22 protein-coding genes are annotated in these 20,130 nt (G+C 71.5%); 11 read left to right on the top strand and 11 right to left on the bottom strand.

Annotated features, from left to right (window positions below):
• Positions 1-267: 267 nt before the first annotated feature.
• A complete protein-coding gene (dusB, locus tag ACWCSV_RS14960) occupies positions 268-1,416 on the bottom strand; it encodes a tRNA dihydrouridine synthase DusB (protein ID WP_451142175.1) in 1,149 nt (382 codons plus the stop codon).
• 178 nt (positions 1,417-1,594) lie between these two features.
• On the opposite strand from dusB, the gene bla reads away from it, so the two are divergent.
• Entirely contained in the window at positions 1,595-2,560 is a 966-nt protein-coding gene (gene bla, locus ACWCSV_RS14955; RefSeq protein WP_451142173.1) for a class A beta-lactamase, read from the top strand.
• Between the two features lie 79 nt (positions 2,561-2,639).
• Here the strand turns inward: bla and ACWCSV_RS14950 are convergent, their stop codons facing one another.
• The 3 genes from ACWCSV_RS14950 to ACWCSV_RS14940 form a co-directional block, all read right to left on the bottom strand.
• Positions 2,640-2,846 (bottom strand): DUF6243 family protein, encoded by a 207-nt coding sequence (locus ACWCSV_RS14950; RefSeq protein WP_451142171.1) that lies wholly within the window; start codon positions 2,844-2,846, stop codon positions 2,640-2,642.
• 220 nt (positions 2,847-3,066) lie between these two features.
• Positions 3,067-3,270 carry a hypothetical protein gene (locus ACWCSV_RS14945; protein ID WP_451142169.1) on the bottom strand — a complete coding sequence of 68 codons (204 nt, stop codon included), beginning with the start codon at positions 3,268-3,270 and terminating at the stop codon, positions 3,067-3,069.
• A gap of 116 nt (positions 3,271-3,386) precedes the next feature.
• Entirely contained in the window at positions 3,387-4,769 is a 1,383-nt protein-coding gene (locus ACWCSV_RS14940) for a glycine--tRNA ligase (RefSeq protein WP_451142167.1), read from the bottom strand.
• Positions 4,770-4,991: 222 nt separating this feature from the next.
• Between ACWCSV_RS14940 and ACWCSV_RS14935 the strand changes: the two genes are divergently transcribed.
• The 4 genes from ACWCSV_RS14935 to ACWCSV_RS14920 are packed head-to-tail and all read left to right on the top strand — an operon-like array spanning position 4,992 to position 8,237.
• Positions 4,992-5,954, top strand: coding sequence for a metal ABC transporter substrate-binding protein (locus tag ACWCSV_RS14935; protein ID WP_451142165.1), 963 nt, complete (start codon positions 4,992-4,994; stop codon positions 5,952-5,954).
• Positions 5,955-5,992: 38 nt separating this feature from the next.
• Positions 5,993-6,838 (top strand): metal ABC transporter ATP-binding protein, encoded by an 846-nt coding sequence (locus ACWCSV_RS14930; RefSeq protein ID WP_451142163.1) that lies wholly within the window; start codon positions 5,993-5,995, stop codon positions 6,836-6,838.
• Positions 6,838-7,731, top strand: a complete 894-nt coding sequence (locus ACWCSV_RS14925; protein WP_451142161.1) for a metal ABC transporter permease — start codon at positions 6,838-6,840, stop codon at positions 7,729-7,731. The genes ACWCSV_RS14930 and ACWCSV_RS14925 overlap by 1 nt, the downstream gene beginning before the upstream one ends.
• A 26-nt stretch (positions 7,732-7,757) precedes the next feature.
• Complete coding sequence (locus tag ACWCSV_RS14920; RefSeq protein WP_390963193.1) at positions 7,758-8,237, top strand: Fur family transcriptional regulator; 480 nt, start codon at positions 7,758-7,760, stop codon at positions 8,235-8,237.
• A gap of 64 nt (positions 8,238-8,301) precedes the next feature.
• Here ACWCSV_RS14920 and ACWCSV_RS14915 read toward each other — a convergent pair whose 3' ends face one another.
• The 4 genes from ACWCSV_RS14915 to leuA all read right to left on the bottom strand — a co-directional run bounded on the left by ACWCSV_RS14915 (position 8,302) and on the right by leuA (position 12,852).
• Positions 8,302-9,135 carry an isoprenyl transferase gene (locus ACWCSV_RS14915; protein ID WP_451142159.1) on the bottom strand — a complete coding sequence of 278 codons (834 nt, stop codon included), beginning with the start codon at positions 9,133-9,135 and terminating at the stop codon, positions 8,302-8,304.
• A 48-nt stretch (positions 9,136-9,183) separates the two neighbouring features.
• The gene (gene recO / locus ACWCSV_RS14910) at positions 9,184-9,930 is read right to left on the bottom strand and encodes a DNA repair protein RecO (RefSeq protein WP_390963190.1); all 747 of its coding nucleotides are present in this window, start codon (positions 9,928-9,930) and stop codon (positions 9,184-9,186) included.
• 161 nt (positions 9,931-10,091) lie between these two features.
• A complete protein-coding gene (locus tag ACWCSV_RS14905) occupies positions 10,092-10,790 on the bottom strand; it encodes a TerB family tellurite resistance protein (protein ID WP_451142157.1) in 699 nt (232 codons plus the stop codon).
• Positions 10,791-11,061: 271 nt separating this feature from the next.
• Positions 11,062-12,852 carry a 2-isopropylmalate synthase gene (gene leuA, locus ACWCSV_RS14900; protein WP_451142155.1) on the bottom strand — a complete coding sequence of 597 codons (1,791 nt, stop codon included), beginning with the start codon at positions 12,850-12,852 and terminating at the stop codon, positions 11,062-11,064.
• A gap of 293 nt (positions 12,853-13,145) precedes the next feature.
• On the opposite strand from leuA, the gene ACWCSV_RS14895 reads away from it, so the two are divergent.
• Together ACWCSV_RS14895 and ACWCSV_RS14890 are read left to right on the top strand one after the other, a co-directional pair.
• On the top strand, positions 13,146-14,228 hold the full coding sequence (locus tag ACWCSV_RS14895) for a M4 family metallopeptidase (protein WP_451142153.1): 1,083 nt from the start codon (positions 13,146-13,148) through the stop codon (positions 14,226-14,228).
• Positions 14,229-14,247: 19 nt separating this feature from the next.
• Positions 14,248-14,514 (top strand): protealysin inhibitor emfourin, encoded by a 267-nt coding sequence (locus ACWCSV_RS14890; RefSeq protein ID WP_451142150.1) that lies wholly within the window; start codon positions 14,248-14,250, stop codon positions 14,512-14,514.
• A gap of 59 nt (positions 14,515-14,573) precedes the next feature.
• Here the strand turns inward: ACWCSV_RS14890 and era are convergent, their stop codons facing one another.
• Positions 14,574-15,548: a GTPase Era gene (era, locus tag ACWCSV_RS14885; RefSeq protein ID WP_327175737.1), complete on the bottom strand. Its 975-nt coding sequence runs from the start codon at positions 15,546-15,548 to the stop codon at positions 14,574-14,576.
• Between the two features lie 113 nt (positions 15,549-15,661).
• Here era and ACWCSV_RS14880 point away from each other — a divergent pair, with 113 nt between their 5' ends.
• On the top strand, positions 15,662-15,997 hold the full coding sequence (locus ACWCSV_RS14880; RefSeq protein WP_451142148.1) for a YnfA family protein: 336 nt from the start codon (positions 15,662-15,664) through the stop codon (positions 15,995-15,997).
• Positions 15,998-16,095: 98 nt separating this feature from the next.
• Here ACWCSV_RS14880 and ACWCSV_RS14875 read toward each other — a convergent pair whose 3' ends face one another.
• Together ACWCSV_RS14875 and ACWCSV_RS14870 are read right to left on the bottom strand one after the other, a co-directional pair.
• On the bottom strand, positions 16,096-16,449 hold the full coding sequence (locus ACWCSV_RS14875) for a cytidine deaminase (protein ID WP_451142146.1): 354 nt from the start codon (positions 16,447-16,449) through the stop codon (positions 16,096-16,098).
• Positions 16,450-16,481: 32 nt separating this feature from the next.
• Positions 16,482-17,375, bottom strand: coding sequence for a helix-turn-helix transcriptional regulator (locus tag ACWCSV_RS14870; protein WP_450771209.1), 894 nt, complete (start codon positions 17,373-17,375; stop codon positions 16,482-16,484).
• A 154-nt stretch (positions 17,376-17,529) separates the two neighbouring features.
• Here ACWCSV_RS14870 and ACWCSV_RS14865 point away from each other — a divergent pair, with 154 nt between their 5' ends.
• The 3 genes from ACWCSV_RS14865 (at position 17,530) to ACWCSV_RS14855 (ending at position 20,100) form a co-directional block, all read left to right on the top strand.
• A complete protein-coding gene (locus ACWCSV_RS14865; RefSeq protein ID WP_451142144.1) occupies positions 17,530-18,963 on the top strand; it encodes an MFS transporter in 1,434 nt (477 codons plus the stop codon).
• Positions 18,964-19,069: 106 nt separating this feature from the next.
• Positions 19,070-19,546 (top strand): GNAT family N-acetyltransferase, encoded by a 477-nt coding sequence (locus tag ACWCSV_RS14860; protein ID WP_451142142.1) that lies wholly within the window; start codon positions 19,070-19,072, stop codon positions 19,544-19,546.
• 224 nt (positions 19,547-19,770) lie between these two features.
• Positions 19,771-20,100 (top strand): DUF6087 family protein, encoded by a 330-nt coding sequence (locus ACWCSV_RS14855; protein ID WP_451142140.1) that lies wholly within the window; start codon positions 19,771-19,773, stop codon positions 20,098-20,100.
• Positions 20,101-20,130 lie beyond the last annotated feature (30 nt).

Below are 20,130 nucleotides of genomic sequence, written 5' to 3'. Positions count from 1 at the left end.
CGGTGCCGTGACGACGGCGGTGGCCGGCCTGCTCGTCGCCTGCCTCACCGTCCCCGCGTTCGCCGACGACGATCCGCCGCAGACCGACGCGCTGTGGAGTCGAGCCCGGCGGCGGCGCCCAGGACATCGACTCCGTGAACGACTACACCGCCGTTCAGATCGGTGCGGAGGCCTGACCGTCAACTGAGCGCGGCCGGCGCGGCGGCCGCCCGGGCAAGGGGTGCCGCCGCGCCGAGGGCTCCGTACCTCCGCGCGTCGGTGCCGCGGTCAGCCGCCGGAGGTGTCCAGCTCGGCGTCCGCGCTCACGCCGGAGCAGTCGTACGGGTCCTTCAGCCAGCCGTCCGGGAGCACCACCCGGTTGTTGCCCGAGGTGCGGCCGCGGGGGCCGTCGGCGCCGTCCGGCCAGGGCTGGTCGAGGTCCAGCTCGTTCAGCTGGCCGGCCAGCTCCTCGAGGGAGGAGGTGATCGCGAGCTTCTTGCGCATCTCCGAGCCCACCGCGAAGCCCTTGAGGTACCAGGCCACGTGCTTGCGGAAGTCGATCACGCCGCGCGCCTCGTCGCCGATCCACTCGCCCAGCAGGGTCGCGTGGCGCACCATCACCTCGGCGACCTCACGCAGGACGGGCTCGCGCTTGGTGTTCGTACCGTCGAAGGCGCCGACCAGGTCGCCGAAGAGCCAGGGGCGGCCGAGGCAGCCGCGGCCCACGACCACGCCGTCGCAGCCGGTCTCGGCCATCATCCGCCGGGCGTCCTCGGCGGACCAGATGTCGCCGTTGCCGAGGACCGGGATCTCCGGAACGTGCTCCTTGAGGCGTGCGATGGCCTCCCAGTCGGCGGTTCCGCCGTAGTGCTGGGCGGTGGTCCTGCCGTGCAGCGCGACGGCGGCCACGCCCTCCTCGACGGCGATCCGGCCTGCGTCGAGGTAGGTGAGGTGGTCGTCGTCGATGCCCTTGCGCATCTTGATCGTGACCGGCAGCTCACCGGCGTTCCCCACCGCCTCGCGCAGGATCGCGCGGAGCAGCGGGCGCTTGTACGGCAGCGCCGAGCCGCCGCCCTTGCGGGTCACCTTGGGGACCGGGCAGCCGAAGTTCAGGTCGATGTGGTCGGCGAGGTCCTCGTCGACGATCATGCGGACGGCCTTGCCGACCGTGACCGGGTCCACACCGTAGAGCTGGATCGACCGGGGGGTCTCGCTCGCGTCGAAGTGGATGAGCTGCATGGTCTTCTCGTTGCGCTCGACCAGCGCCCGCGTGGTGATCATCTCGCTGACGAACAGCCCCCGGCCGCCGGAGAACTCGCGGCACAGGGTGCGGAACGGCGCGTTGGTGATACCGGCCATGGGGGCGAGGACCACCGGCGGCTGCACGGTGTGCGGGCCGATGCGGAGCTGCTGGGGCGCGGGGGCGAGCGTGGTCATCCCCCCATTGTCCCGTACGCGCGGAACTCCTCCGCCGGGGCCGGTACGTCTCCCGCGCCACGCCCTGCCCGCACGCCCCACGCGCCACGCCCGTACCGGCGGAACACGGGGTTCCGGCGGTCGGTGGCTAGCGTCGGGCGGCATGACCTTACGTACGGAACGACGAGAGGCTCCCCTCATGCCGAACCGCCCCATGCCGCACCTCCCCGAGCCGCACCTCTCCCCCGCCGCGCATCCGTCCCGCCGGAGCCTGCTGACGCTGGCCGGGGCGGCCGGTGCCGCCACGCTGCTCGCGGCCGGGACCGCGCACGCCACCGTGTCACCCGGGGCCGCGGGGGCCCCGCGTGACACGGGAGCCACCGCGCGGGACGCGCTGCGGGCCCTGGAGCGGGAGCACGGCGCCCGGGTCGGCGCGTACGCCCACAACCTCGCCACCGGGCGCACGGTGGCCCACCGGGCGGAGGAGCGCTTCCCGCTCTGCTCGACCTTCAAGACGCTCGCCGCGGCGGCGGTCCTGCGCGACCTGGACCGGGACGGCGAGGTGCTGGGCCGGCTGGTCCGCTACACCGAGGCGGACCTGGTCGACGCCTCCGACGTCACCCGGGCCCACCTGGCCACCGGGATGACCGTGGCGGAGCTCTGCGAGGCGGCGATCTGCGACAGCGACAACACCGCGGGCAACCTGCTGCTGCGGGAGCTGGGCGGCCCGTCGGGGGTCACCCGCTTCTGCCGGTCGCTCGGGGACCGCACGACCCGGCTGGACCGGTGGGAGACGGAGCTGAACTCGGCCGAGCCCTGGCAGTGGCGGGACACCACCACCCCGTACGCCCTCTCCCGCACGTACGCCCGGCTCGTCGTCGGTGACGCGCTCACGCCGGGCGACCGGGAGCGGCTGACCGGCTGGCTGCTGAACTGCCGGACCAGCGCGACCCGCTTCCGGACCGGGCTGCCCGAGGACTGGACGATCGCCGACAAGACCGGCGGCGGTTCCTACGGCACCTGCAACGACGCGGGCGTCGCCTGGACGGCCGGAGGCGAACCGGTGGTGGTGACGGTACTCACCACCAAGCCGCAGCAGACGGCTGCCGGGGACCACCCGCTGGTGGCGAAGACGGCGGCGGTGCTGGCGGCGGCGGTCGGCTGAGCCGGGGCCCGCGACGGCCGTGGGGCCCGGACCGTCGAGAAGACGGTCCGGGCCCCACGGGTTCGTTCGAAAGGCCGGGTCAGCTCCGGCCCTCGGCAGCGTCCGCCTCCGGGGCGGCGGCGGTCCCGGTGGCGCGCTCGCGCATCTTGCGGACCAGCTCCTGCTTCTTGTCCTCGGCGACCTTGCGGTCGGCGTCGCGGACGGTGCCCGCGCCCTGCTGATCGGCGCGGGACAGCTTCTTGCGCTGTCCGCCGACGCCGAGGAGGTTGTTGCGGCTCTTGGCCATGGTGTTCTCCCATGTGGGGGTGAGAAGGGGGGTCCGTGGAACTCACGGATCGATCCGTGGGGCGGCCGGCCCGGTGCCGTACGGAGTCGTACCGCTCAGCCCTGCCGCGCGCTCACTCGTAGATCTGGAAGAACGGCATGCCGGAAACCGTACCCCGCTCCCGGAGCGCCCCGCACCGGAATATCCGCCGCCCGCCGCTCCGTACACCCCCGGCCGGTGCTCAGGCCCCCGGGTCGATCAGCGCCTGGTGGGCCTCGGCGAGGTGCTCCTGCGCCTTCAGCCAGGGCAGGAACTGCGCCCCCTTGCTCCAGCCGCAGGTCGCGCAGGTCAGCAGCCGCTGGGCCCCCGACTTCCGCACGTGGACGACGTGTTCGCGGCCGTGCCGGTCCCAGCGGGTGACCTTGCTCTGGGTCGTGGACGACACGGCGGCCTCCGGGGTAGGGGTGCGCCCAGTGTGCGGCGAAGCCCCCGGACCCGTGCGGGGTCCGGGGGCTTCGGAGTGAAACCGTGATGCGGTGAACCTGGTGCGCGGAGCCGGCGTCAGCAGCCCAGCAGGCGGGCGCCCAGGTACGCCTGGATCTGGTCCAGGGAGACGCGCTCCTGCTTCATGGTGTCGCGCTCGCGGACGGTCACCGCGTTGTCGTCCAGGGTGTCGAAGTCGACGGTGACGCAGAACGGCGTACCGATCTCGTCCTGGCGGCGGTAGCGGCGGCCGATGGCGCCGGCGTCGTCGAACTCGATGTTCCAGTTCTTGCGCAGGTCGGCCGCGAGGCCCTTGGCCTTGGGCGACAGCTGTGCGTTGCGGGAGAGCGGCAGCACGGCGACCTTGACCGGCGCGAGGCGCGGGTCGAGGCGGAGCACGGTGCGCTTCTCCATGACGCCCTTGGCGTTGGGCGCCTCGTCCTCGACGTAGGCGTCCAGGAGGAAGGCCAGCATCGCCCGGCCGACACCGGCCGCCGGCTCGATGACGTACGGCGTCCACTTCTCGTTGGCCTCCTGGTCGAAGTAGACCAGGTCGGTGCCGGAGGCCTTGGAGTGCGCCTTCAGGTCGTAGTCGGTGCGGTTGGCGACACCCTCCAGCTCGCCCCACTCGCTGCCGCCGAACTGGAAGCGGTACTCGATGTCGGCGGTGCGCTTGGAGTAGTGGGAGAGCTTCTCCTTCGGGTGCTCGAACCAGCGCATGTTCTCCGCGCGCATGCCGAGGTCGGTGTACCAGTTCCAGCGCTGGTCCATCCAGTACTGCTGCCACTCCTCGTCCTCGCCCGGCTTGACGAAGAACTCCATCTCCATCTGCTCGAACTCACGGGTGCGGAAGATGAAGTTGCCCGGAGTGATCTCGTTCCGGAAGGACTTGCCCATCTGCGCGATGCCGAACGGCGGCTTCTTGCGGGAAGTCTGGGCCACCTGGCCGAAGTTGGTGAAGATGCCCTGGGCGGTCTCGGGGCGCAGGTAGGCGACCGATCCGGAGTCCTGGGTCGGGCCGAGGTGGGTGGAGAGCAGACCCGAGAACTGCTTGGGCTCGGTGAAGGTGCCCTTGTTGCCGCAGTTGGGGCAGTTGAGGTCGGCGAGGCCGTTGACCGGCGGCTTGCCGTGCTTCGCCTCGTACGCCTCCTCCAGGTGGTCGGCGCGGTAGCGCTTGTGGCAGGAGGTGCACTCGGTCAGCGGGTCGCTGAAGGTGGCGACGTGACCCGACGCGACCCAGACCTCGGGGGCCAGGATCACCGACGAGTCGAGACCGACCACGTCCTCGCGCGAGGTGACCATGTAGCGCCACCACTGGCGCTTGAGGTTCTCCTTCATCTCCACGCCCAGCGGGCCGTAGTCCCAGGCGGCCTTCTGGCCACCGTAGATCTCACTGCAGGGATAGACGAAGCCACGGCGCTTGCTCAGGCTGACGATGGAGTCGATCTTGTCGGCGGCCACGGTGCTCTCTTCATTACGACGGCGAAATGGGACAGAAGCGGCGCTGAGCGCCTCGCTGGGGGGTGCTGCTCAGGAGACGGGCGAGCGAATGCCCAAGATTACCGGCGGGCGCACCCCCCGGATCAAATCGGGGGCCGGAGTGCGCTCCCGGCCCCTCCCTGCTTCCGGTCCGTTCATCATCCTTGTTGACAATCGTTTCCAGCTTTGTTGAAAATGGGATTCATGAACGTACGCCGCCTCATACCCGCCACCGCCGTCGCCGGCGCGGTCGCCCTCGGCCTCACCGCGCTCTCCGCCTGTTCGGGCCCCGACACCGCGAGCGGGCCGGACGGCAAGCTGGACGTGGTCGCGTCCTTCTACCCGATGCAGTACCTGGCCGAGGAGATCGGCGGCAGCCACGTCTCGGTCACCACGCTCACCAAGCCGGGCGTCGAGCCGCACGACCTGGAGCTCAGCCCCCGGCAGATCGGCTCCCTGAGCGACGCCGACTACATCCTGTACCTCAAGGGCATCCAGCCCGCCGTGGACGACGCCATCGCCCAGTCCGGTGCGAAGAACACCGTGGACGCCGCGGAGCTGACCACGATGGAGGAGCACGGCGCCGAGGTGGACGGCCACGACCACGGTTCCGAGGAGCACGGGGACTCCGACGAGGAGACGGCCGGCCGAGACCCGCACGTCTGGCTGGACCCGGTGAAATACGCCGAGGTCGCCCAGGGCGTCGGCAAGTCCCTGGAGAAGGCCGACCCGGACAACGCCGCCGACTACCGCGCGAACACCGAAGCGCTGGTCAAGAAGCTGGACGCGCTGAACACGGAGTACGCGGCCGGGCTGAAGTCCACCACCACCAAGACCTTCCTCACCACGCACTCCGCCTTCGGCTACCTCGCCGAGCGCTACGGCCTCACCCAGGAGGGCATCGCCGGAGTCGACCCCGAGGCGGAGCCGAGCCCGGCCCGCATCAAGGACCTCCAGCACATCGCGGAGGAGGACGGCGCCACCACCGTCTTCTTCGAGACGCTCGCCAGCGACAAGACGGCGAAGACCCTCGCGAAGGACACCGGGTTGCGCACCGACGTCCTGGACCCGCTGGAGGGCATCACGGAGAAGTCCAAGGGCCACGACTACGTCGAGGTCATGGAGTCCAACCTCGCCGCCCTCCAGAAGGCCCTGGGCGCCAAGTGACCGACGCCACGACCCCCGCAACCGGACCGGAGACGCGCATGGACGAGCCCAGCATCCCCGCCCCGGCCCCCGCCGCCGGCAGCAGGACCGCCGCCGGGGCCGGGAAGCCGGAGACGAAGCCGGGGACCGAAGCCGTGATCCGGCTCACCGGCGCCACCGCCACCCTCGGCTCCCGCCCCGTACTGCGCGGGGTCGACCTGGCCGTCCACCGCGGCGAGGTCGTCGCCCTGCTCGGCGCCAACGGCTCCGGCAAGTCCACCGCCGTACGCTCCGTCATCGGCCAGGTCCCCCTCACCGGCGGCACCGTCGAACTCTTCGGCACCCCGCTCCGGCGCTTCCGCCGGTGGGCGCGCGTCGGGTACGTACCGCAGCGCACCACCGCCTCGGCCGGGGTTCCCGCGACCGTTCGCGAGGTCGTCTCCTCCGGGCGGCTGTCCCGCACCAAGCTACGCATCCCCGGCCGCGCCGACCGTGCCGCCGTCGACCGGGCCATCGCCCTCGTCGGCCTCGCCGACCGCGCCGGGGACTCGGTGAGCGCGCTCTCCGGCGGACAGCACCAGCGGGTCCTGATCGCCCGCGCGCTGGCCTCCGAGCCCGAGCTGCTGATCATGGACGAGCCGATGGCCGGGGTCGACCTGGCCAGCCAGGAGATCCTCGCCGCCACCCTGCGCGAGCAGGTCGCCGCCGGCACCACCGTGCTGCTGGTCCTGCACGAGCTGGGCCCGCTGGAACCCCTGATCGACCGCGCGGTCGTGCTGCGCGACGGCTGTGTGACGCACGACGGCCCGCCGCCGCGCTCCGTCGGGCAGCACGCGCTCCCCGGCCACGACCACGTCCACCCCCACGCGGCTTCCGAGCCCGTCCGAACGGGACTGCTGACCTGATGGAATTCCTGGAACCCGCCTTCATGCAGCGCGCGCTGATCGCCGCCGTCCTGGTCGGCATCACCGCCCCCGCCATCGGCATCTACCTCGTCCAGCGCCGCCAGGCCCTCATGGGCGACGGCATCGGGCACATCGCGATGACCGGGGTCGGCCTCGGCTTCCTGCTCTCCACCAGCCCCGTCTGGATGGCCACCGCCGTCGCCGTCGCCGGCGCCGTCGTCATGGAGCTGATCCGCTGGTTCGGCCACACCCGCGGTGACATCGCGCTGGCCATGCTGTTCTACGGCGGCATGGCGGGCGGGGTGCTGCTGATCAACATCTCCGACACCGGCTCGAACGCCAACCTCACCTCGTACCTCTTCGGCTCGCTCTCCACCGTCTCCTCCTCGGACGTGTGGGCGATCGGTCTGCTCGCCGCGTTCGTGGTGCTGGTGACCGTGGGGCTGCGCCGCCAGCTCTTCGCGGTCAGCCAGGACGAGGAGTTCGCCCGGGTCACCGGGCTGCCGGTGCGGCTGCTGAACCTGCTGATCGCGGTGACGGCCGCCGTGACGGTCACCGTCGCCATGCGGGTCGTCGGCCTGCTGCTGGTCAGCGCCCTGATGGTGGTGCCGGTCGCGGCGGCCCAGCAGGTGTCGAAGTCCTTCCGGCTGACCTTCGTGCTCTCCGTGGTGATCGGCACCGCCGTCACCCTGGCCGGCACCGTCACCTCGTACTACCAGGACGTCCCGCCCGGCGCGACGATCGTGCTGCTGGCCATCGCCGCCTTCGTCGCGCTGACCGCGCTGGCCGCGCCGCTGGCCCGCCGCAGGGCCCGCGGCCGCACCGCGGAGACGGAGGCGTGCACCCTGGAGGTACCGGCCGGTCGCACCGCCGCGGACGACGTGCACGTATGAGGATTTCGCCCGGTCCGGCTGGCACAATGGCCCGACATCTGTACGGGCGACATGAGGAGGCAGCTGTGGCGGCGCCGATCAGTGGCACGAACGCGGCTCCGGTACGGGGGCGGTCCACCCGCCAGCGGGCGGCGGTCGCGGCGGCGCTCGACGAGGTCGACGAGTTCCGCAGCGCCCAGGAGCTGCATGACGTCCTCAAGCACCGCGGCGACTCGGTGGGGCTGACCACGGTCTACCGCACCCTCCAGTCCCTCGCCGACGCGGGCGAGGTGGATGTGCTGCGCACCACCGAGGGCGAGTCGGTCTACCGCCGCTGCTCGACCGGCGAGCACCACCACCACCTGGTATGCCGGGTCTGCGGCAAGGCCGTGGAGGTGGAGGGCCCGGCCGTGGAGCAGTGGGCCGAGACGATCGCCTCCCAGCACGGTTACGTCAACGTGGCGCACACCGTGGAGATCTTCGGGACCTGCGCGGAGTGCGCGGACCGCACGGCCGAGAAGCACTGACGCACAGCGACACAACACAAGAGGGGGGAGAACCGGCCACCGGTTCTCCCCCCTCCCGCTCGCTTCACGCCCCGGACGCGGGCTCCACGGCCGGGGCCGCCTCCTGCGCACCGCCGAAGCGGCGGTCGCGCTGGGCGTACTCCAGGCAGGCGCGCCACAGGTCACGGCGGTCGAAGTCGGGCCACAGCACGTCCTGGAAGACCATCTCGGCGTACGCGCTCTGCCAGATCAGGTAGTTGGAGGTGCGCTGCTCACCGCTGGGGCGGACGAAGAGGTCCACGTCCGGCATGTCCGGGTAGTAGATGTACTTCGCGAACGTCTTCTCGTTGACCTTCGACGGGTCGAGCTTCCCGGCGGCCACGTCCTGGGCGATGCGCTGCGCGGCGTCGGCGATCTCGGCCCGGCCGCCGTAGTTGACGCAGAAGTACAGCGTCATCCTGTCGTTGTCCTTGGTCTGCTCCTGGGCGACCTGGAGCTCCTGGACGACCGACTTCCACAGCTTGGGCATCCGGCCGACCCAGCGGATGCGGATGCCGAGCTCGTCCATCTCGTCGCGGCGGCGGCGGATGACGTCCCGGTTGAAGTTCATCAGGAACTTCACCTCCTCCGGGGACCGCTTCCAGTTCTCGGTGGAGAACGCGTAGAGGGAGAGGTTCTTCACGCCCATCTCGATGCAGCCCTTGAGGACGTCCATCACGACGCCCTCGCCGACCTTGTGGCCCTCGGTGCGCGGCAGGCCGCGCTCCTTGGCCCAGCGGCCGTTCCCGTCCATCACGACGGCCACGTGCTGGGGCACCAGCTCGGCGGGGATCTTCGGGGGCGTCGCACCGGAGGGGTGCGGCTCGGGGGTCTTGTACGTGCGCCGGTTACGGCCGCCGAGGATCCCGCGTACTGCCATGAGCTTCTCTCGTCTCCCTGTGTCGCTCTTCCACGAACGCTGCGAGGGTCACTGTTCCACGTACCGCAGCGAGCGCAGACCGCGCTCCAGGTGCCAGTGCAGGTAGGCGGACACCAGTCCGCTCCCCTCCCTGGCATGCCGCGCCTCGCACGCGTCCGCCGTCGCCCAGTCGCCGCTGAGCAGCGCGCTCAGCAGGGTCAGGGCCTCCGCCGAGGGTACGACGCTGCCGGGCACCCGGCAGTCGGAGCAGACGGCTCCGCCGGCCGCGATGGAGAAGAAACGGTTCGGACCGGGCATTCCGCACCGGGCGCAGTCCTCGAAGCTCGGGGCGTAGCCGTTGACGGCGAGGGAGCGCAGCAGGAACGCGTCGAGGATGAGGTGGGGGGCGTGCTCGCCCCGGGCCAGGGTGCGCAGTCCGCCGACGAGGAGGAGGTACTGCTGGACGGCGGGTTCGCCCTCGTGGTCGGTGAAGCGTTCGGCGGTCTCCAGCATCGCGGTGCCGGCGGTGTAGCGGGCGTAGTCGGTGACGATCCGGCCGCCGTACGGGGCGATGGTCTCGCTCTGGGTGCAGAGCGGCAGCCCGCGGCCGATCAGCTCGCTGCCCCGCGCGAAGAACTGCACGTCCACGTGGGAGAAGGGTTCGAGGCGGGCGCCGAACTTGGACTTGGTGCGGCGCACCCCCCGGGCGACGGCACGCACCCGGCCGTGGCCGCGGGTCAGCAGGGTGATGATCCGGTCGGCCTCGCCCAGTTTCTGCGTACGCAGTACGACGCCGTCGTCCCGGAACAAGCTCATGGCCCCATTGTCGCCCACCGGCCCGCGAACCGGCCGGGGGTCCCCGCGACCGCCCCGCGCTCCTGCTCGCCCCGGTGTCCGCGGGGAGCGCGCGGGGGCGCCCGTGGGCACCGCAGGGGCGCCCGGAGCACCCCGGGGGCGCGAGCGGCGCCCAGCGGCGCTCAGGAGGGCATACGGGCCGCTTCCGTGAGCAGGCGGGCGGTGTCCTCGGGGCAGATCCGCAGGGCGCGGCCCACGGTGGTCAGCACCTCGCGCTCGGCCGCGCCGTACGGGCCGTCGGCCAGGGCGATCCGGGCGCCCTGGAGCAGCACCGACTCGCGGCCCGCCGGGACCAGGTGGCGGGCGAGGGGGGTGAGCACCTCGTGGAGCTCGATGGCGAGCGCGGCACCGCACGCCCCGGCGGCGCCGGAGCCGCCGTCGTGGCCGATGTCGGCGGTCAGCACCTCCACGACGGTGAGGAGCTGCTCCTCCGAGCAGTCGTCGAGCCCGGCGTCGCGGACGGTGTGCGCGGCGGTCTCCAGGGCGGTGCGCGGAGTGCCGCCCGAGGCCAGGACGGCCAGCGCGACCGTATGCACGGCCTCCCGGAGCATGGTGGAGAACCGGGTGGTGGTGGGGTGTTCCAGCGCCTCGGTGCCGAAGTGGGCGCCGCAGTCGGCGCACTCGACGACGGGGCCCGTCCCGCCGCGCCGCAGCAGCGGCACTCCGAGCACGGTGAGCCTGCGACGGCCGGTGAGGCGGTGGTAGTTGCGGTCCCCGCCGCAGTCCTGGCAGAAGAACTCGCCGTCGCCGACGACGTCCCATGCGGTGCGGAGGCCGTAGAGACCCGCTCTCAGGGCGCGTTGTCCTTTGGCTGACCGCACGTCGCACACCTCCGTAACGCTCCGGCAACATTGCCGTGTGTTGCACGTGATGTTAGCCACATGCGTGAGGCGGCGTCATCACCCTCACTGTCACAACACCTGGAAATGGCTGAACCCCGCCCACCCGGAACGGGCGGACGGGGTTCGGCGAACCGTGCTTCACCGGATCAACCGGACATGCGTACGGGGCGTACTCCCGTAGATCACCGGATCGAGGCGAAATCGACGGGATGTGCGGGCGACGGCGTCAACCGGCCACCGCCCGCCCCGCTCAGCGGCCCGCGCGGTTGACGGCGGAGACGACCGCCTTGAGCGAGGCCCGGGTGGTGTTGGCGTCGATGCCGATGCCCCACAGGACCTTGCCGTCGATCGCGCACTCGATGTAGGAGGCGGCCTGCGAGCTGGCCCCCTCGCTCATGGTGTGCTCGGTGTAGTCCAGCAGGCGCGCGTCGATGCCGATGCCCGCCAGCGCCTCGAAGAAGGCGGAGATCGGGCCGTTGCCGGTACCGGTCAGCACGGTGTCGGCGCCGTCCACGGTCGCCTCGACCGTCAGGGTGTCCCGGCCGTCCTGATCGGTGGTGGTCTGGCCCGAACGGATCTGGACGCGGCCCCAACGGGCTTCGGCGTCACCGGTGTTGGGCAGGTACTCGTCCTCGAAGGCGGACCAGATCTGCGCCGGGGTGACCTCGCCGCCCTCGGCGTCGGTCTTGGCCTGGATGATCCGGGAGAACTCGATCTGCATCCGGCGCGGCAGGTCCAGCTTGTGGTCGTTCTTCAGGACGTACGCGATACCGCCCTTGCCGGACTGCGAGTTGACGCGGATCACGGCCTCGTAGGAGCGGCCGACGTCCTTCGGGTCGATCGGCAGGTACGGGACCGCCCACTCGAGATCGTCCACGGTGACACCGTTGCCCCGGGCGGCGGCGTCGGCCTCCATGGCGTCGAAGCCCTTCTTGATGGCGTCCTGGTGGGAGCCGGAGAAGGAGGTGTAGACGAGGTCGCCCGCGTAGGGGTGGCGCGGGTGGATCTCCATCTGGTTGCAGTACTCGCTGGTGCGGCGGATCTCGTCGATCTGCGAGAAGTCGATCTGCGGGTCGACGCCCTGGGAGAAGAGGTTCATGCCCAGGGTGACCAGGTCGACGTTGCCGGTGCGCTCGCCCTGGCCGAACAGGCAGCCCTCGACGCGGTCGGCGCCGGCCATCAGCGCCAGCTCGGCGGCGGCGACGGCCGTACCGCGGTCGTTGTGCGGGTGGACCGACAGGCAGACGAACTCACGGCGGGACAGGTTGCGCGACATCCACTCGAACCGGTCCGCATGCGTGGACGGCGTCGAACGCTCCACGGTGGCGGGCAGGTTGAGGATGATCTCGCGGCCCTCCTCCGGCTGCCACACGTCGCAGACGGCCTCGCAGACCTCGAGGGCGAAGTCCAGCTCGGTGTCGGTGAAGATCTCGGGGCTGTACTGGTAGCCGAAGATCGTGTCGCCGCCGAGGATCTTCTCGGCGTACTCCATGACCAGCCGGGTGCCGTCCACCGCGATCTGCTTGACCTGCTCCTTCGAACCGCGGAAGACCACGCGGCGGAAGGTGGGTGCGGTGGCGTTGTACAGGTGGACGGTGGCCCGGTGCGCGCCGCGCAGCGACTCGATGGTCCGCTCGATCAGTTCCTCGCGGGACTGGGTCAGGACGGAGATCGTCACGTCCTCGGGGATCGCGCCCTCTTCGATGATGGAGCGTACGAACGCGAAGTCGGTCTCGCCGGAGGCCGGGAAGCCGACCTCGATCTCCTTGTAGCCCATCTTCACGAGCAGGTCGAACATCTCGCGCTTGCGGGCCGGGGACATCGGGTCGATCAGGGCCTGGTTGCCGTCGCGCAGGTCGGTGGAGAGCCAGCGGGGGGCCACCGTGATCCGCTTGTCCGGCCAGGTGCGGTCGGGGATCTCGACCGCTTCGTACGGGCCGTACTTGTGGACCGGCATTCCGGAAGTCTTCTGGAGCTGCGTCGCGTTGGTGATCGGCGTGGGACGGCCGACAGAATTACCGGAAGTGTTCACGGTGGTCATGGCGTAGGGCTCCTCGGGGTCCAGCGGTGGGACGGCCGACTGTGTCGCTGCAGCACCAGACTCCGCGGGGAGGGGGTCGGCCTACGACTACAGGCCCTCGCCGCGGCAGCTAAGGAGAAGCAGCCCGAAACGCATGATGCGACGAGAGTAACCGAGAGGTGCGCGGGACGCCGGTCCGTATCAGTATGCGGGACCGTGCACACATGACGAGTAAACAGTGATGCATCACTCTATTTCGTCAATTGCCGTCGCAACCAGTGACAGGGCGATAACAGAGTGCCACAGTCATTTGCATGATCTCTCGCTCCGACGACGGTTCCGGTATCCACCCCGTCTTCTGCACCATCGTGCCGCCGCACCTCCTCGACCAGCTGGCGCAGTCCGACAATCCCGCGGTCGCCGATCCCGCCCGGCGGACCCTCGACGCGGACGGCGCCCGCCGCACCCTGCGCCACGCGGCTTCGCTGGCGGGCACCGCCCCGGCCCCCGCCACCGCGGGCGCCGTGCCCAGCAAGCCCCGCCGCACCATCTACGACTGCCGCCACCACACGCTCCTGCCCGGACGCAAGGTCCGCGGCGAGGGCGACGACCCCACCGGCGACGCCAGCGTCAACCGCGCGTACGCCGGTTTCGGCGCCACCTTCGACCTGCTGCTCTCCGCCTACGGCCGCAGCTCGCTCGACGGGAAGGGGATGCGGCTCATCGGCTCGGTCCACTACGACCGGGACTACAACAACGCCTTCTTCGACGGCCAGCAGATGGTCTTCGGCGACGGCGACGGCGAGGTCTTCCTCGACTTCACGCTCTCCATCGACGTGATCGGCCACGAACTGGCGCACGGACTCACCCAGCACACCGCCAACCTCGTCTACGAGGGCCAGTCCGGCGCGCTCAACGAGTCCGTCTCGGACGTCTTCGGCTCCCTGGTCAAGCAGTACTCCCTGGGGCAGAGCGCCGAGCAGGCCGACTGGCTGATCGGCGCGGGGCTGCTCGCCCCCGGGGTCACCGGGGAGGGGCTGCGCTCGATGAAGGCGCCGGGCACCGCGTACGACGACGACGTGCTCGGCAAGGACCCGCAGCCGGCCTCGATGGAGGACTACATCGAGACCGACGACGACAACGGCGGCGTCCACCTCAACTCCGGCATCCCCAACCGCGCCTTCTACCTCGCCGCTTCCGCCCTCGGCGGGAACGCCTGGGAGCGGGCCGGCCAGATCTGGTACGACGTACTGACCGGCGGCGAGCTGACCGCGACGGCGGACTTCGCGGACTTCGCCCGGCTCACCGTGGCTGCGGCCCGTGACCGCTTCGGCGACGGGGACGAGCGCGAGGCCGTGATCAAGGGGTGGTCGGAAGTAGGCGTACCGACCGCGTGAGCGGGTCAGTATGGGTCCCATGCGCATTCAAGTGAGCAGGACCGGCGGGTTCGCCGGCCTCTCCCGCCGGGGTGAGATCGACACGGCCGGGCGGGAGGACGCCGCCGCCTGGGAGTCCCTGGCCCGTTCCGCGCTCGCGGAGGGGGCCGGGTCTCCGCCGGCGGGGGTGCCGGACGGCTTCCGGTACACGATCACCGTCGACGGGCGGTCCGTGCACTGTGCGGACCCTGATCTGACCGACGACCAGCGCGCGCTGGTCTCACGCGTCCTCCGCGAGGGGGCGTGAGACCGGCGGCGCGCCGGTGCGGCGGGTAGGCGGGCAGCTCGGCCCGGCAGGCGGGCGGCTCAGAAACCGAGCTTGCGCAGCTGCTTCGGGTCGCGCTGCCAGTCCTTGGCGACCTTGACGTGCAGGTCGAGGAAGACCGGGGTGCCGAGCAGCGCCTCGATCTGCTTGCGGGACTTGGTCCCGACGTCCTTCAGCCGCTGGCCCTTGGGGCCGATGATGATGCCCTTCTGGCTGGGGCGCTCGATGTAGACGTTGGCGTGGATGTCCAGCAGCGGCCTGTCCGCGGGACGGTTCTCGCGGGGCAGCATCTCCTCGACGACGACGGCGATGGAGTGCGGCAGCTCGTCGCGTACGCCTTCGAGCGCGGCCTCACGGATCAGCTCCGCGACCATGACCTGCTCGGGCTCGTCGGTGAGGTCGCCCTCCGGGTAGAGCGGCGGGCTCACCGGCAGCAGCGGGGCGATCAGGTCGGCGAGCAGCCCGACCTGCTCGTCCTTGACCGCCGAGACCGGCACGATCTCGGCCCATTCGAAGCCGAGCTCCTGGCCCAGCTGGGAGACGGCCAGCAGCTGTTCGGCGAGCGCCCGGGAGTCGACCAGGTCCGTCTTGGTGATGACCGCGATCTTCGGGGTCTTCTTGATGGCGGCGAGTTCCTTGATGATGAACTTGTCGCCGGGGCCGAGCTTCTGGTCGGCGGGGAGGCAGAAGCCGATGACGTCGACCTCGGCCCAGGTGGTCCGCACGACGTCGTTCAGCCGCTCGCCGAGCAGGGTGCGCGGCTTGTGGAGTCCCGGGGTGTCGACCAGGATCAGCTGCGCGTCGTCACGGTGCACGATGCCGCGCACGGTGTGCCGGGTGGTCTGGGGGCGGTTGGACGTGATCGCCACCTTCTGCCCGACCAGAGCGTTCGTGAGGGTGGACTTGCCCGCGTTGGGGCGGCCCACGAAGCAGGCGAAACCGGCCCGGTGGGGGGCGGTGTCCGTGGCCTGCCGCGCAGCGGCTTCGGGGTTCGGTCGAGCGCTCATGGCGCCCATTGTCCCCGATCGCGGCGGCCCGGTGCACAACGGTCGCCCGCCCGGCCCGGCGACGCGTGCCCCCGGACCCTCGCACGGCCGGCCGGGACGGGACCCGGGATACCGTGCCGTCCATGCTCGTCGCCCGCTCCGCCGCCCTCTTCGTCGTCGCCGCGCTCTTCGAGATCGGGGGTGCCTGGCTGGTCTGGCAGGGCATCCGCGAGCACCGGGGCTGGGCCTGGATCGGCGCGGGGGTGATCGCCCTCGGGGTGTACGGCGCGGTGGCGACGCTCCAGAGCGACGACAACTTCGGCCGCATCCTCGCCGCTTACGGCGGGGTCTTCGTGGCCGGTTCGATCGCCTGGGGCATGGTCGCGGACGGCTACCGCCCGGACCGCTGGGACGTCGCGGGCGCGCTGATCTGCCTCGCCGGCATGGCCGTGATCATGTATGGGCCCCGGGGGCACTGACCCGATCACGGCCGGCCCGCACGGCCCGCACGGCCGACCCGCCTCAGCCGGGGTCCGTGGAAGCCGGAGGCGTGCGGGACGTGGGCGAAGTCACGGTGTCACCCCGCGGTGACCCGCACCCGCACGGTCCCGTCCGGACCCGCGAGGAACACCGGGGTGTCCGCCCCGCCGAGGTCGCGCACCGCCGCCCGGTCCTCGTCGGAGGGGGCCTCGGCGTCCGAGACCACCGCGGCCGCTTCGAGCGAGGTGGCACCGCTGGCCACGGCCATCGCCACCGCCGTCTGGAGGGCGGTGAGCCGCAGCGACTCCAGGGCCACCGTGCCCGCCACGTACGTACGCCCCGTCTCGTCCCGTACGGCCGCGCCCTCCGGCACCCCGTTGCGGGCGCGGGCACTGCGCGCCAGCGTGACGATCTTGCGGTCCTCGGCCCCGAGGTCGGTGCTGTCTGTCATGTGCCGAGCATACGAACCGTGTGGCGCGCGCCTCATCCCGGTACCGGGTACATCGCGTCGCGCCGCCCCTCCGGGGACGCCAGCCACTTGAGCCGCTCCTCGGTGCCGGTCCCGGGCAGCGGGGTGTGCAGCACGATCGCCAGGTCCGGACGGGCGGGCACCCGCAGCTGGGTGGACTCCACCTGGAGCGTTCCGGCCGTCGGATGCTCCAGCTCCTTGCGCATCTGCCCGCCGGGCGCGATGTCGCGCTGCTCCCAGAGCGCGGCGAACTCGGAACTGGCCTCCTTCGCCTCGGCGACGACGGCCTGGAAACCCTCGTCCTCCGGGTTCTCCGAACAGCCCGCGCGGAATTGCGCGACGACCATCGGGGCGATCTGCTCCCAGGTCGTGGCACGGGACCGGTAGACGTCGTCGGTGAAGAAGGAGATCAGGCAGTTCTGCACGATGCCGGGGCGCAGCCCGAGGACCAGGGAGGCGGCGTCGTTGTAGAGGATGACGTTCCAGTACCGGTCCATGATGTGCGCCGGGAACGGCATCCAAGCGTCGATGAGCCGCCGCAGCCCCTCGCACATGTCGGCGTCGGCCGGATCGACCTCGGGGGCGGGCGGGTTGAGCCCGGCCAGTACGTACAGATGGCGGCGCTCCGCGCTGGTGAGCCGCAGGACCCGCGCCACCGAGTCCAGCACCTGCGGGGAGACGGTGATGTCGCGCCCCTGTTCCAGCCACTGGTACCAGGAGACCCCGACGCCCGCGAGGACGGCGACCTCCTCCCGGCGCAGCCCCGGGGTGCGGCGGCGCGCACCGCCGTCGGGGAGGCCCGCGAGGGCCGGGGTGACCCGGGCCCGGCGGCTCATCAGGAACTCCCGCAGCTCGGCGAGCCGGTGGGCCTTGGCGTTGTCCGTCGTCGAACGGGCCGGTGTCGCCACGTCACTCCCCCTGGGTTTCCGCACGGTGCCAACCGGTCGGCGCCGACTGGACGGTGCCGACCGGTGTCGGTACCAGCCGGTGCCGACTGGTGTTCGTACCAACAGGATAAGGAGCGTCTCCCCACCCCTGTCCGGTGCGACCGAAGGTTGGTCCATGGCGATCGAATCCCCTCCCGAGGCCACCGGCACCCCCGGTCCCGCTGCTCCCACCGCTGCTCCTGCCGCACCCCGCCCCGCCCGGCTCTCCGGCCGGTCCCGGCTGATCCTCATGGTCCTCTGCGCCGCCCAGTTCATGGTGGCGCTCGACTTCTCCGTACTGAACGTGGCGCTGCCCGCACTCGGCACCGACCTCGGGCTGAGCACCGCCCAACTCCAGTGGGCCATCACCGCGTTCGCCCTCCCTTCCGGTGGGTTCCTGCTGCTCTTCGGCCGGATCGGCGACCTGTCCGGGCGGCGCCGGCTCTTCCTCAGCGGTCTGGTCGTGTTCGGCGCGGCCTCGCTGCTGGCCACGCTCGCCTGGAACCCGGCGGCGTTCCTCGCCGGACGCGCCCTGCAGGGCCTCGGCGCCGCCGCGATCGTGCCCACCGGGATGTCGCTGCTGACCACCACGTTCCGGGAGGGCCCGGAGCGCGACCGGGCGCTGGGCATCAGCGGCACGCTGCTCTCCCTCGGCTTCACCGTGGGCATGGTGGCCGGCGGCGTACTCACCGACACGCTGGGCTGGCGTTCCACCATGGGCCTGCTGGCGCTCGCCTCGGCGGGCGTCCTGACCCTCGCCCCGAAGGCGCTGACGGAGTCCCGGACCCCGCAGCGGCCCCGCCTGGACGTGCCCGGCGCGGTCAGTGTCACGGGCGGGCTGCTGGCCCTGATCTACGCGCTGTCCACCGCCGCCCAGGACGGCTTCGGGCACACCGACGTCCTGCTCACCCTGGTCCTCGGGGTGGCGCTGCTGGCGACGTTCGTGGTGGTGGAGTCGCGGGCCGCCGAACCGCTGGTCTCGCTGCCGATGCTGCGCCGCCGGACCGTGGCGTTCGGCAACCTCGGCGGGCTGCTGACCTTCGCCCTGATGTCCACCGTGGTCTTCGTTCTGACGCTCTACCTCCAGGACGTACTGGGTCTGTCGGCCTTCGCCACCGGGCTGGTCTTCGGGGTGCAGGGCCTGCTGTCGGCGGTGGCCGGTACGTACGCCCCCCGGGTCATCGGCCGCTTCGGCGCCCGCCGCACGCTGGTCGGCTCGCTGCTCGGCCAGGGCGCCTTCGTCGCCCTGCTGCTGGCCCTGGGCGAGCACGGCGGCGTGCTGGTCGCCACGGTCGGCGTCTCGCTGGCGAGCATGTGCCACCTGGGCGCGATCGTGAGCTACGGCCTCGCGGTGACCTCCGGTGTCCCGGACGCCGAACAGGGCCTGGCGACCGGCCTGGTCACCACGACCCAGCAGGTCGGCCTGACCCTCGGCATCCCGCTGCTGGGCGTGCTCGCCACGACGCAGGACGAGCTGTTCACGGGGGTCCGTACGGTCATGGCGCTCGACGCGGCGCTGCTCCTGGTCGGCGCGGTGGTCGTGGCGGCGGGGCTGCGGCGGCGCGGCTGAGCCCCCTGGGGGGCTGCGGGACCGGGCACCGTGGAGGAACGGCCCCTGACCAGTTCACCGGTCAGGGGCCGTCGGGTGTCAGTGCCGGCTGGCAGACTCCGCCGGTATGAGCGATCAGGTGAGTCTGAGAGATGTCGAACTCGGCGATCTGGAGGAGTTCCTCGCGCAGGAGCACGATCCCGAGGCCGTGCGGCGGTCGAAGTTCCCGCCCCGGGAACGGGAAGCCTTCATGACCCACTGGAGGACGAAGGTCCTCGGGGACCCCGCCAACTTCGTGCAGGCCATCACGGTCGACGGAGAGCTGGCGGGCAACGCGGTGGCCTGGTGGCACGAGGAGCGGCGCTTCATCGGGTACTGGCTCGGCAGGGCGTACTGGGGCCGGGGCATCGGCACCCAGGCACTGGCCCTGTTCCTGGAGCGGGAAACCGCCCGCCCCCTGTACGCCGATCCCTATGCCGGGAACACCGGCTCGGTGCGCCTCCTGGAGAAGCAGGGCTTCCGGCGCACGGGCACGGTCCGGTACGGCGAGAACGAGCACGTCATGCTGGTGCTGGGCGGAAGCCCCGGGCAGGACAACCCTTAGCTTCCGGGCTGGCTTCGGCGGGGCCAAGACCCCAACCGGTCGTGCGGCGGAGCCGGGAGGCCCCTGCGGTCCTTGGAAGGGACGGCGGAGTGGCCGATCTCCCACCCTGGATGCCGCCGGGCCTTCGGACAACGCCCTGACGGGATCGGATAGCGGGCATCGCCCTGTGCCCCCGACGCCCCGTCCGGCAGACTGACTCGGACCGGCGAGGAAGGAGGTTCCAGGTGGACGACGAACCCCTGGAGGAGTGGGCCGATCGGCGTGACCGACGACGGCCCGAGGTCGGTGAGCGGCGGACGGTCCCTCTCGGAAACGACGTGGGGCGCGGGGCACACGTTGATCCCGATGCACCACGCGCCGTCGAGGTGTGGGACGGGCATCAGTGGGTTGCGGAAGGTGTCGCCGAGAGCTACTCAGCCACTGACCGGGAGTCCAGAGAGTCCGTTTCCTCCCAGGCTGAGCGGGTCGATCTTCCGACGTTCGGAAGGCTCCCTCCGGCGCCGGAGCCGTACCGGCCGACGATCCCGTTCTACCGCCCCGACCGTCGTTCGTGAGGTCTGCACTCAAGCTTGCGTTGGCGCCCG

The sequence above is a fragment of the Streptomyces sp. NPDC001770 genome, from assembly GCF_053596135.1.
Note: the sequence above shows the minus strand (reverse complement) of the source record. Positions and strands in the feature narration are given on the sequence as shown.